This window comes from Mucilaginibacter sediminis, assembly GCF_051903035.1.
Taxonomy (GTDB): domain Bacteria; phylum Bacteroidota; class Bacteroidia; order Sphingobacteriales; family Sphingobacteriaceae; genus Mucilaginibacter.
Genome location: NZ_CP170602.1, coordinates 4,927,120 through 4,939,899, shown reverse-complemented (window position 1 = coordinate 4,939,899; position 12,780 = coordinate 4,927,120). Strand labels below are relative to the sequence as shown.

Below are 12,780 nucleotides of genomic sequence, written 5' to 3'. Positions count from 1 at the left end.
TTATAATTATTGCCTATCAACCCTTCCTGCACCCCTTAGGGGGCCGGGGGTTTAACCTAATTTCGAACTTATTAAATTTAAAAACTCTGTGCGGGTTTTTTCTTTCAAAAACTCACCGGTAAAGGCCGATGTGGTGGTAACCGAGTTTTGTTTTTGCACACCACGCATACTCATGCACAGGTGGCGGCACTCAATAACAATACCTACTCCAACCGGGTTAAGCGTTTCCTGTATACAATCGCGAATCTCGTTGGTTAAGCGCTCCTGCACCTGCAGCCTGCGGGCAAAGGCATCAACTACGCGCGGTATTTTGCTTAGCCCAACCACATAGCCATTAGGAATATAGGCAATATGAGCCTTTCCAAAAAAGGGTAGCATATGGTGCTCACACATAGAGTACACTTCTATGTCTTTTACAATTACCATCTGGCTGTATTCCTCTTTAAACATAGCCGAATTCAGGATGCTTTTAGCATCCAGATCATAGCCATGAGTTAAAAACAACATCGCCTTGGCTATGCGTTCCGGTGTTTTTAACAGGCCTTCCCTTTGGGGGTTTTCTCCAATCTGCTTTAAAACGTCAAGATAATGGCCCGATAGGTTTTCAATTAGTTGCGGATTGTACCGGTCTATTTTGGTGTAACCGTCAATATCATCATCGCGGTCGGGGATGTGGTTTTTATCAATCATTTTATCCGGTTATCCGCCAAAATACTCCGCGGAATTATTTTCAGTTTCATATAGTTTTACCGAGTGTAAAAACACTCCCTCATAAGCCTCAATAGGCGCCTTAAGCTGATTAAAAATCTCGATGCAAAGCAATTCCGTCGACGCCATTTTGCCCGCCATGAATTCAACATCCAAATTGATGTTTTTATGATCAAGCTTTTCTATAACATGCTCGTTAATAATAACCTTAAGCTCTTTCAAATCCATCAGATAGCCGGTGGCGTGGGTAATTTCGCCCTTAACCGTTACAAATAAATTGTAATTATGACCATGCCAGTTGGGGTTGGCGCATTTGCCAAATACCTCATTGTTTTTTTCAGCGCTCCATTCCTCACGGTACATCCGGTGAGCGGCATTAAAATGTTCTTTGCGCGTTATATGTATCATCATAATAATAAGTGGGTGCAAATATACAAAACAAAAACAGGCCAGTTGTTTTATATTCGTGGTCAAAAATCTGTAAATTAAACGTACAAAAAGCAATATGCTTATATTAATTGTTGCCGCAACGGCGCCCGAAGTTGAACCCTTAGTCAAATACTTCGGTAACAAAATAGATGTATTGATAACCGGCGCAGGCATGGTACCCACTGCCTTTGCCCTGGGGCGCCAATTTACCCATGCTAAATATGACCTGGTAATAAATTTGGGCATTGCAGGCAGCTTCGACAGGAACATTGAACCCGGTTTTTTGATTGAAGTAACCGAAGATACTTTTGCCGAAACCGGTGCGGAAGACGACGAGCGGTTTATACCGATGAACGTTTTGGGCTTTGGCGAGGTAACCTATAAACCAACAACCACATTAGATGAGGTTGAAAGTAGTTTTTATTTGAAAAAAGGCCGGGCCATTACGGTAAATACCGTTCATGGAAATGATGCATCTATTAAAAAAGTGCAGGAGCGGTTAACCCCCCAATTAGAGAGTATGGAAGGCGCGGCGTTCTTTTATGCCTGCCAGCAGGTTAATGCGCGTTGTATCCAAATCAGGGCTGTGTCAAATTATGTTGAAAAACGCAACCGGGATAACTGGCAGATAGGGTTGGCTATAAAAAATCTGAATACCTTTGCCATTGATCTGATTGACGCGATCATTAAGCTTTAACTGCGTCGAGGTTTTACGTTTGACGTGGTACGTTATACGTAGGGCTTCAAAAACGCAAGCAGGGGTTTTACGTTTGACGTTATACGTTATACGTTATACGTGCCCCTTTTTAACGTATAACGTAACACGTACTACTTACAACATACCATGAAACTAACCCTCGGCTTTTCGCCCTGCCCCAATGATACTTTTATTTTTGATGCCCTTATTCACCATAAAATTGACACCGAAGGGCTGGAGTTTGAGGTTTTTTATGATGATGTAGAAACCCTGAACCAAAAAGCTTTCCGCGGCGAATTGGATGTTACCAAACTTAGCTACCATGCGTTTGCTTACGTGGCCGATAAATATGTACTGCTTGACTCGGGCAGCGCCCTGGGCTTTGGCGTGGGCCCGATGCTGATATGCAATGCCGATCCTGAAAAACTTTACTCGCAACTCGAATCCGGCAGCCCGAACCTTAAAATAGGGATCCCAGGCAAATACACTACTGCCAATTTTTTATTAGGCAACGCTTTTCCCAATGCAACCGTTAAAATTGAGCTTGTTTTTTCGGATATCGAGAACGCGGTATTGGAAGATCGTGTTGATGTGGGATTGATCATCCACGAAAACCGCTTCACCTACCAGGATAAGGGTTTAAAAAAAATCATCGACCTGGGCGATCATTGGGAAAAACAAACCGGCTGCGCCATTCCGCTTGGCGGGATAGTAGCCAACCGTAATTTACCTGCAGATGTTCAGCACAAATTAAACAGGGTATTGCGTAAATCGGTTGAGTTTGCTTTTGCAAACCCCAAATCGGGCCTGGAGTTTATCCGCTCGCACGCCCAGGAAATGAGTGAAGAGGTCATGTACAAACACATTGATTTGTATGTAAATAAATATTCTGTAGAATTGGGAGAGGAGGGAAGGAAAGCGATAAAGCTGCTTTTTAACACTGCCCAGAAAAAACACATTATCCCCCAAATAAACGAGGAAATATTTCTAAGCCCCCTAGCCCCCTGAAGGGGGAACCATCGTTTAAAATAAAACGGCCCTTCTTGCATCAGAGGGGCCGTTTTATTTAGTGACATAGTAAATCAAAAATTCCTCCCTCAGGGGGTTAGGGGGCCTCGCCGTTTAATACAACAAATGATCATACGGATAACGTTCGGTATGTATCGCTTTCACCTCCTCATACAGCAAACTCCTGAACTCATCTACATTTTCCCTTTTGGTGGCCGATATAAATATGGCCGGGCTATTATTTTTGGCCATCCAGCTGTGTTTAAAATCGTCAAGCGTTAAGGGTTCTTCCTGCTGCTCTATCTGGTGATCTTCCGGTTTAAAGGCGTCTATTTTATTAAATACCGTTATCATCCGTTTATCAATAGCGCCAATATCTTTCAGGGTCTCGTTAACGGTACGTATCTGATCCTCAAAATTAGGGTGCGAAATATCTACCACGTGTACCAATATGTCTGCTTCACGCACTTCATCCAGTGTCGATTTAAAACACTCCACCAGTTGGTGAGGTAGTTTGCGGATAAAACCAACCGTGTCTGACAACAGGAAAGGCACGTTCTCCAACACCACTTTCCTCACAGTTGTATCTAAAGTGGCAAACAGTTTGTTTTCGGCAAACACTTCCGATTTGGATACCATATTCATGATGGTTGATTTGCCAACGTTTGTATAACCTACCAGCGCGGCACGCACCATCTGGCTCCGGTTTTTGCGCTGGGTTTCGTTTTGCTTGTCTATTTGTTTCAGCCTGTCTTTCAATAAGGCTATCTTGTTCAAAATCAAACGCCTGTCGGTCTCAATTTGCGATTCACCCGGCCCGCGCATACCAATACCACCCTTCTGGCGCTCAAGATGGGTCCACAAACGCGTAAGGCGAGGCAGCAAATATTGTAGCTGTGCAAGCTCTACCTGGGTTTTAGCCTGCGCTGTTTGCGCGCGATTTGCAAAAATATCAAGGATAAGGTTATTCCTGTCAAGTATCTTTACCTGCAGCTCGTTTTCAATATTGCGCAATTGCGATGGCGACAGCTCATCGTCAAACACCACCATATCAATTTCTTCTTCAATAACAAAAGCCTTTATATCTTCCAGTTTACCACTGCCCACAAAAGTCGCCCTGTCGGGCCGCTGTAGTTTTTGGGTGAAATGAGTTATTGTTTCGCCGCCTGCTGTAGCAACTAAAAACTCCAGTTCCTCTAAATATTCTTTCTCCTGTTCGTCGGTTACGTGGGGTGTCATTACGCCAACCAAAACAGCTTTTTCCTGCTTCACAGCAGTATCGTAAAATTTTTGCTTCATTAACTATGGTATATCAATCACGGTGCCAATTTACTAATATAGCACAAACGGGCTTATTTAACGCCAAAATAGCACATACAAAGGAAATTGGCTGTCATTACTAATAAAATATGTTTTACAAAAAACGCAGGACAAACGCATCTAACAGGGTTAACATAACTTAACACATTTCAGATATTGTTTTTACAATTGTCTCATAATCAATATTTTGGGGTTTTAACATGGTTAACACTAAACTGGTCGCCGTTAACTATTTAGTCCGCTTGCCCCGAAAAACACTTTGCTGCATTACAAACAAGTAAATAAATTGTTTTATTTATTTTAACAAGAATCATTTTCCTATTATTATATTCGTCTGATTAAACCTTATTGACATGAAGAAATTCTTTTCCCTCCTATTGCTGGGATCTTTAGCAATTACCGCAAACGCACAAACTACTGCCCCTGTGCCAACAGCTCAATCATTCGGTAAAGTTGATAAAGCCGATCTGGAAATGACCAAATGCGATTTTGAGCCCGATGCCAATGCCGAAATCCTTTTTGATAAAGGCGATACCTATTTTGACACGCAATACAATATCAACACCGACAGGCACAAGCGCATCAAAATATTTAACGATAACGGCAAGGATGAGGCAAACATCCGCATAAAATACTATAGCGCCAATCGTTCGCAATATATAACCGGGCTACAGGCGCAAACCATTAATTTAACCAATGGCGCCATTGAAATTATTAAGGTAGATAAAAAACAGATCTTCACCGAAGCCGTAGATAAGTACTACTCGGCGCTGGTTTTCTCGTTTCCAAATGTAAAACCAGGCTGTATTATCGAATATAAATACAGGTTAACCAGCGCTTCTGTGAGCGATTTTCCCGATTGGTATTTTCAAAGCGATCTGCCTACGCGGTATAGCGAGTTAGATACTAATATCCCGGATATTTTAACCTATAAGAGGCTGCCAAATTTGCATTCGCCATACGTAGTTGATAAAACAAGTTCGTCAAATACCCATACCGAAGCGATGGCCAATATTCCATCGTTAAAAGATGAACCCTATATGGATGCCCGTAATGATAATTCTGAGCGGATCCTTTTCCAGTTGTTAAGTATCCGCATACCCGGGTATTTTATGCCAAACTTCCAGGATTCATGGAAAAAAGTGGGTGAAAACAGGATAAATAACGAGGATTTTGGCGGTCAGCTGAACAGGAAACTTGCCGGCGAAGAATTAATTATCAACAAGGCCAAGGCCCTTAAAACCAATGATGAAAAAATTGCTTATGTTTTTAACGAGGTTAAAAACACCATGAAGTGGAATGATAGTTATGACATTAGCAGTACCGACGGAACCCCGAAAGCCTGGGAGAAAAAAGTGGGTAACTCTGCCGAAATAAACATAATACTTTATCACTTACTAAAAAAATCGGGGTTGACTGTTTATCCTATGATGGTAAGCACACGCACAAACGGGCGGATAAACCCAAGCTACCCGAGTGTTTATCAATTCAACAGCATGATAGCTTATATCCCTGTTGATAGCGCTAAATATTATGCGCTTGATGCCACCAGTAAATACAACCTTTACAATAAGGTGCCCGATAACTTTTTAAACTCGTTTGGTTTTTATATTGATGACACAAATAAGATATATGATCTTTCGTTTTTACAGGAACCGGAGCCAGTACGCCAGGTTGTTTTATTGAATGCCGAAATTAAACCTGATGGCAAAATGAGCGGCAGCGCCGATATCAGCAGCTTCAGCTACAATAAAATAAGGTATACTAAAAAGTTTAAAACCGACGGCGAAAAAAAATATAACGACTATTTACGCGAGGACAACAACAACCTTAAAATATCGGAACTTACGTTCGAGAATATGGACATCGACACGCTGCCGCTGCGTCAAAAGCTCAGCTTCAATCTTGACCTTACAGGTAGTGATGATAACTATATCTACTTTAACTCAAACCTGTTTACCGGCCTTAAAACAAACCCGTTTTTGGCCGAAAACCGCTTTACTGATATTGATTTTGGCTACCGCGACAACTACGCCATCACCGGCATTTTTAAAATTCCGGCAGGATATAAAATTGATGCAATGCCCAAAAGCATCAGCATGGCTATACCCGATGGAACTGTAGTTTTTAAGCGCCTGGTTGCCGAACAAGAAGGTTCAATAATGGTACGATTTAGCATCGATCATAAAAAGTCGATGTATTTTAAAGAGAATTACCCCGAGTTCCGTGAGTTTTGTAAAAAAATGTACGATATGCTTAACGAGCAAATTGTACTCAAAAAGGGCTAATAAAATTATGTTTATTAAACATTACACCAGGCTGCTGCTTACCACAGCAGCCTTATGTGCGCTGTATACCACGGGTTATAGCCAGGATAAAAATATACCTAAAAATCTTTATATCGCAGCAACAATACCCGATTCGTTGAAAGAGGACGCAAATGCCGTTGTGCGCTATTCAAGCGACGAAGTGATTGTTAAGAGCTTAGGACATATGGTAAAAAAGCATCATAGTATTATTGCTGTTTTAAATGAAAAGGGCGATGACAACGCGGCCTTAGTGTTGGGTTACGACAAAAAGTTTACGAGCATAGATGATGTTCAAATGATGGTATATAATGCTGCGGGCGTACAGGTAAAGAAATATCGGAAAAGCGATTTTTACGACCATGCAGCTGTTGATGGAATATCAATCGTTACAGACGATCGTGTATTAATAAAGGAACATGCCATTGCCAGCTACCCTGCAACAATTGAGATAACCTATGAAAAAGACATGAACAGCTATCTTGATTTAAACGAATGGAATATTGAGGGCTCTGAACGATCTGTTCAGTTTGCAGAATACAAGATAAGCGTTAACCCGGCATTGGGTTTTAGGTATATGAACAAGCACACTCAAATTGTGCCTGAAAAAAGTAAAGATGGTGAACTGGACAAGTATACATGGCACGTAACCAATTTAAAAGCAATTAAACCGGAAGACGAGGCTTTGTCATGGCTGGTACTTCCGAAAATCTTGTTTGCTACTAATGCCTTTCAATTTGCCGGCCTGCCGGGAGATATAAGCAGCTGGGAAAGCTATGGCAAATGGCAGCTTGCATTAAATGCCGATGTATGTACGCTAAGTCCTGAAAGAGCCGATGCAATAAAGAAAATGACGGCCGATATAAAAACCGACAAAGAAAAAGTCAAATTTTTATACGAATATATGCAGCAAAATATGCGCTATGTAAGTATACAGTTAGGTATTGGAGGCCTAAAGCCATTTCCGGCAACTTTTGTAGATCAAAAAAAATATGGTGACTGTAAGGCCCTTTCAAATTATATGTATGCCTTGCTAAAGGCCGTTAATATTCCATCCTATTATACCATAATAAATGCCGGTACAAATGAAGAACCGGCAGAGCCTTCGTTTCCGAGCGATCCGTTTAACCACGTAATTTTGTGTGTACCGCTTAAAAGCGATACAACTTGGCTGGAATGTACAAGCATGACTCAACCTTTTGGCAAATTAGGCACTTTTACCGAAAACAGAAATGCATTAATAATAACAGAAACAGGAGGTAAATTGGTTTGCACCCCCAAAAGCAAGGATACCGACAACCAATTTAATAGCGAAGCACACTTAGTATTGGATGCAGATGGCGGGGCCAAAGCGCAAATAAAAATTTTAAGCACCGGCGATTACAGAGATGGATATATTGGCCTTTCATCGTTAAAAACCGACGAACAAAAACAAAGGATGATAAGGCGGCTTAATATGAAACAACCTTCCGTTTTCGAATTTAAACCATCTGTAGATAAGGATGGTGTTAAAGAGATTAATATCGAGTTGGAGTACGATAAATTTGTGGATATGGCATCCGGGGACAAGCAGTTTTACCGACCACGTGTTTTTGATTTATGGCAATTGACAGTTCCCGTTGTTGACAAACGGAAGTATGATTATTATTTTGATAACCCCATGTTAAAAACATGTGTTACCACTATTGATCTTCCTTCTGGCTTTGAAGTTGAGACCTTACCAGCAAGTCAAAGTCTTAAATTTAGCTACGGAACTTATGATGTGAAATACACCTATGATGCCGCCAAAAACCAGGTGGTAAATACCACGAAGTTCGACTTGACCAAACAGGGTATACCGGCGTCAAAATACAACGAAATGCAGGCTTATTTTGATGCCATTGCCAAAGCGCAAAATAAAAAACTGGTGATACGCCGCAAAGCTTAAATTTGCGCCTGATGATATTCAGGCTTGATGAACGTTTACTTTTTCCTGAGCCCGATCTGGCCGAACCAGACGGGCTTTTGGCTGTAGGCGGCGATTTATCAACCCAAAGGCTGTTACTGGCTTATCAAAATGGCATTTTCCCCTGGTATAGCTACGATTCTCCTATCCTCTGGTATTCGCCGCATGAGCGCTTTGTGCTGTATCCCGATGAATTAAAAATCTCCAAATCAATGCGCCAGGTGTTGCGCGCCAACCGGTTCAGGATTACAACCAATACCTGCTTCGCCGATATTATAAAAGCCTGTTCGGCGGCGCCACGCGAAGGGCAGGACGGCACCTGGATTACCGATGACATGCAGGCGGCCTACATCAACATGAATGCTGAAGGTTACGCCCATTCTGTTGAAGTATGGGAGCAAGGTCAATTGGTTGGAGGGCTTTACGGCGTTTGGGTTGGCGATGTTTTTTGTGGTGAAAGCATGTTTAGTAAAGCAAGCAACGCGTCAAAAACAGCGTTAATTTACCTGTGCCAAACCAATAAATTTAAACTGATTGATTGCCAGGTGCACACCAGCCACCTGGAATCAATGGGGGCGCGCATGATATCACGAGAGCAATATATAGCCATTTTGCACAATAGTTTGCTTTGATTGGTTACCTTTGAGGGGTATGCAACAGGCCAGCACAAAAGAGCGAATTATTTTAGGAATCGACCCCGGAACCGCCGTTATGGGTTATGGCCTGGTGAAAGAAACCGGCCCCAGGATAGAACTTATTGCCCTTGGTGTGGTAAAGATGGAAAAGCTTGACGACCACATGATCAAGCTACAGCGCATATTTGAAAAAACCGTTGCCCTTATCGATAATTATAATCCCGACTGCCTGGCTATCGAAGCGCCGTTTTACGGTAAAAACATCCAGGTAATGCTTAAACTGGGCCGGGCGCAGGGCGTGGCTATTGCGGCGGCGCTATCGCGCAATTTAGATATTACCGAATACGCCCCCCGCAAAATAAAACAATCTATAACCGGCAACGGAAATGCCACTAAAGAGCAGGTTGCCGCCATGCTGCAAAACTTGTTAAAGTTTAAAGAAACACCCGATTTTTTAGATGCCACCGATGGCCTGGCTGTTGCTGTTTGCCACTCCTTTCAAAGGATGGGTGCCGCCGGCAAATCAGCTTCGGGCAGCAAAAAATCATATTCGGGCTGGGATACCTTTGTGAAGGACAATGCAAAAAGGATAGTTTAAATCCGGCTCCCCAAAGTCATTTTAAAAACCAACAGGCCTTCGGTAACATTTTCTGTTTCCCGCCGTATAAGCCGCAATGACAAACGCAGATCGCTTTCGGAATTAAGAAATTTAACCCCAAAGAAACCACATGTCTGTCAGCCTATTAAATTCGCAACAAACCGTTCTTTTTTGCATTATTTTATTACAAAAAGCAATAAATTGTTGACAAAGTGCACTTTAACAATTACTTTTAAGTCCCCTTAATTGATTGATCATGATCCGAGTACGGTCTAAAAATGTGCTATTGGTTGCTCCCGATACTTTTTCGGTTGAGTTGTTGCCGAATAATAAACAATTTAAGCATATTTCGTCAACAAGTCATATTTTTCCGTCCATTCACGAGCAAAAACCCAACCTGGTAATTTTTGATTACGATCATCTAAACGCCGACATAGAAAAGATATTGCGTCGCTTACAATCAAACCCCGCTTACAATAAAATAAAGATTTGCTGTTACAAGCAAAAGGAACACACCAAGGTTGATAGCCTTTTAAAAGTGCTCGGCGTTGATTACATTTTTTATCCCGAAGATTTCAAGAAAGCCGAAAAAGCCAAGGGCATTGCAAATGCTTTTGCCAATATTTTCGATGCTCCGGTGATGCCCCTGCTGGTAAAGGCTTCGAGTTAAAATACGTTGTAGCATACGTACACATTATCCGTATTTAAATAAATTGTCAGTGCTCGGCGTGGCAACCTCGTCGCCTGCTTAACGGATTTGCAAAAGTCGCGATTACTTCGTACCTGGCAATGACTGGAATTTAGTACATTGATCTAACTACATTTCTTTGCCCGTTATCCCCATTTTTTTAGGTTTGCCTGGTGGGTACCCGACATAATGTTGTTATCATTTTCCGCTCCATATTATTCGGTATATTTTCCAAAAAAAGGTTCGTGTCTTCCCCGAATATCAAAACCTCCCGGCCGTACAGTTTTTTCCTACTGGTATTATTATAACCTTTTATGCTAATAAATTCACCAATATTGTATTTCATCAAAATATGACCAATATTGCCTGTTCAATACAACCTTTATGAAAATAAGATTAGCGATAGCATTTATTTTGTTGGTACTGTCCTGCGGCGAAAGCTATGGGTATACAAAACTAACAGATACCATTTTTGCGGCGCAGTTAAAACCTATCGGGCGTACCGTAATCGACAAGCAGCATCAATTAGAATTGATTACGTCCGCAGCACATTTTGGTTTTAGCTTTAAAGGGACTGAATGCGCGGTATATGCCACAATTGCCGTAGCCGGCCAGCATAATTACCTGCAATATGAGTTGGATGGTGTTTACCAAAAAAGAGTAAGGATTGATGGCGGTGTAACCGCGCCGGTTATAATAAAGGCGGACGGCCCCGGGAAACACCGCGTTTGGATATATAAAGCAACGGAAGCCCATACAGGAGCCGTCATCATATCAAAAATTGCAGCGCCCGGTATAAAAAGCCTGGCGATACCCAAACTGCCGTTAATTGAGTTTATAGGTAATAGCATTACCTGCGGCGCGGCGGCAGATGATTCGGAAATCCCGTGCGGCACCGGCGAATACCACGACCATCACAATGCCTATATGGCTTACGGGCCAAGGGTGAGCCGGGCTTTAAATGCCAATTTTGTTTTGGCCAGCGTAAGTGGTATTGGCATTTATCGTACGTGGAACAGGAATGGCCCTTCAATGCCCCAGGTGTATGAAAATACTGATTTCCAGGTCAACAATCCGCAAAAATGGAACTTCAATACATACAGCCCCAAAATTGTGAGTGTTGCTTTAGGAACCAATGACATGAGCAAAGGCGACGGCAGCCCCAGGGCCGCTTTTGATACCCTACAGTTTGTGGCCGATTATGTAAAATTTGTGCAGCTGGTAAAATCTAAATATCCCAAAGCGCGGATAGCTTTGCTGAGCAGCCCCATGATACGGGATACATCGAACACCATTTTACAGCATTGCCTTATCAGCATAAAAAAGCAGATAGATACTATTTACCCCAGTGATAAACCGGTAGCCACTTTCTTTTTTAAGCCGATGGATGCACATGGTTGTTCGGGCCATCCCAGTGTGGCCGATCATCAAATACTGGCCGAAGAGCTTAAGCCATTTTTTGAAGGGTTGTTGAAAGCGGATTGACAGTCACAAAAAAGGGGAGGTCACCAATATGACATCCCCCGTTTTATATTTTAAACCCGGTTACTACGCGTCGCCTTTCGGCTTAGCCGGCGCTTTCTTTGCCGGTGTGGCTTTTTTTATAGGTGCTGCCTTCTTTGCCGGTTTTGCGGGTTCTTCAACTTCGGGATGGTCAATAACCAAAGGCAACTCCTGCTGATGCCCTTCGTTGGTTATTTCGGCAGGTTCATCATCAAAACTTTCGGGCCTGTTTATTTTTGCCTGTTGTTCTTCGGCAACTGCGGCTAAACCGGTTGGCAGCTCGGCCAGGATGGTACGGCCGCCTTTCACTACGTCACCAATATTTACCAAAATATTTGATCCTAAAGGCAGGAAAACATCAACCCTTGATCCAAACTTGATAAAGCCAAACTGCTGCCCTTGCTCTACAATATCACCCTCTTTTACATACCATACAATACGGCGGGCCAAAGCCCCTGCTATCTGCCTGAACAAAACCGATACACCCTCGCTGTTTTGAACACAGATGGTAGTACGCTCGTTTTCTGTTGACGATTTTGGATGCCAGGCCACCAGGTATTTGCCTTTGTGGTATTTAAAATAACTTACCACACCTGCAATTGGGTTACGGTTTACGTGCACGTTTACGGGCGACATAAATACCGACAACTGGATGCGTTTGTCTTTTAAAAATTCGGTTTCTTCGGTTTCTTCAATCACTACAACTTTTCCATCGGCAGGGCAAAGTACAGTAGTTTCGTCGGTGTTGATGTCAAAAAACGGGCTACGAAAAAACTGTACGATAACCAGGAAAAAGAATCCAGATAAAATGTAAATAAACCATTTAAGCGTATGCGCCTGCGGAAAGTAAAACTGTACTACAGCGTTCAGTACAAAAATAAAAAGTACCGTTATGGCTAATGAGGTGTATCCTTCTTTATGAAAAGTCATATTATAGATGATT

General features: G+C 42.3%; 11 protein-coding genes and 1 pseudogene. 8 read left to right on the top strand and 4 right to left on the bottom strand.

Features of this window, described 5'->3' with window-relative positions:
* Positions 1 to 51 precede the first annotated feature (51 nt).
* Positions 52 to 690 (bottom strand): GTP cyclohydrolase I FolE, encoded by a 639-nt coding sequence (gene folE, locus ACFGVS_RS20290; protein ID WP_090651394.1) that lies wholly within the window; start codon positions 688 to 690, stop codon positions 52 to 54.
* A 9-nt stretch (positions 691 to 699) separates the two neighbouring features.
* Positions 700 to 1,116, bottom strand: coding sequence for a 6-pyruvoyl trahydropterin synthase family protein (locus ACFGVS_RS20285; protein WP_090651629.1), 417 nt, complete (start codon positions 1,114 to 1,116; stop codon positions 700 to 702).
* A gap of 97 nt (positions 1,117 to 1,213) precedes the next feature.
* Here ACFGVS_RS20285 and mqnB point away from each other — a divergent pair, with 97 nt between their 5' ends.
* Both mqnB and ACFGVS_RS20275 read left to right on the top strand, forming a co-directional pair.
* A complete protein-coding gene (gene mqnB / locus ACFGVS_RS20280) occupies positions 1,214 to 1,834 on the top strand; it encodes a futalosine hydrolase (RefSeq protein WP_439695354.1) in 621 nt (206 codons plus the stop codon).
* 147 nt (positions 1,835 to 1,981) lie between these two features.
* Positions 1,982 to 2,842, top strand: coding sequence for a menaquinone biosynthesis family protein (locus tag ACFGVS_RS20275; RefSeq protein ID WP_439695353.1), 861 nt, complete (start codon positions 1,982 to 1,984; stop codon positions 2,840 to 2,842).
* 114 nt (positions 2,843 to 2,956) lie between these two features.
* Here the strand turns inward: ACFGVS_RS20275 and hflX are convergent, their stop codons facing one another.
* On the bottom strand, positions 2,957 to 4,141 hold the full coding sequence (gene hflX / locus ACFGVS_RS20270; RefSeq protein ID WP_439695352.1) for a GTPase HflX: 1,185 nt from the start codon (positions 4,139 to 4,141) through the stop codon (positions 2,957 to 2,959).
* Between the two features lie 374 nt (positions 4,142 to 4,515).
* On the opposite strand from hflX, the gene ACFGVS_RS20265 reads away from it, so the two are divergent.
* The 6 genes from ACFGVS_RS20265 to ACFGVS_RS20240 all read left to right on the top strand — a co-directional run bounded on the left by ACFGVS_RS20265 (position 4,516) and on the right by ACFGVS_RS20240 (position 11,819).
* Positions 4,516 to 6,450, top strand: a complete 1,935-nt coding sequence (locus tag ACFGVS_RS20265) for a DUF3857 domain-containing protein (protein WP_439695351.1) — start codon at positions 4,516 to 4,518, stop codon at positions 6,448 to 6,450.
* A gap of 7 nt (positions 6,451 to 6,457) precedes the next feature.
* Entirely contained in the window at positions 6,458 to 8,395 is a 1,938-nt protein-coding gene (locus ACFGVS_RS20260; RefSeq protein ID WP_439695350.1) for a DUF3857 domain-containing protein, read from the top strand.
* A gap of 11 nt (positions 8,396 to 8,406) precedes the next feature.
* On the top strand, positions 8,407 to 9,045 hold the full coding sequence (gene aat, locus ACFGVS_RS20255) for a leucyl/phenylalanyl-tRNA--protein transferase (protein WP_439695349.1): 639 nt from the start codon (positions 8,407 to 8,409) through the stop codon (positions 9,043 to 9,045).
* Positions 9,046 to 9,064: 19 nt separating this feature from the next.
* Positions 9,065 to 9,646, top strand: coding sequence for a crossover junction endodeoxyribonuclease RuvC (gene ruvC, locus ACFGVS_RS20250; protein WP_439695348.1), 582 nt, complete (start codon positions 9,065 to 9,067; stop codon positions 9,644 to 9,646).
* A gap of 256 nt (positions 9,647 to 9,902) precedes the next feature.
* The gene (locus ACFGVS_RS20245; protein ID WP_090651386.1) at positions 9,903 to 10,316 is read left to right on the top strand and encodes a hypothetical protein; all 414 of its coding nucleotides are present in this window, start codon (positions 9,903 to 9,905) and stop codon (positions 10,314 to 10,316) included.
* Positions 10,317 to 10,718: 402 nt separating this feature from the next.
* The gene (locus tag ACFGVS_RS20240; protein ID WP_439695347.1) at positions 10,719 to 11,819 is read left to right on the top strand and encodes a GDSL-type esterase/lipase family protein; all 1,101 of its coding nucleotides are present in this window, start codon (positions 10,719 to 10,721) and stop codon (positions 11,817 to 11,819) included.
* A gap of 294 nt (positions 11,820 to 12,113) precedes the next feature.
* Here the strand turns inward: ACFGVS_RS20240 and ACFGVS_RS20235 are convergent.
* Positions 12,114 to 12,767, bottom strand: a pseudogene (locus ACFGVS_RS20235) (phosphatidylserine decarboxylase family protein); the annotation flags it as partial.
* Between the last annotated feature and the right edge of the window lie 13 nt (positions 12,768 to 12,780).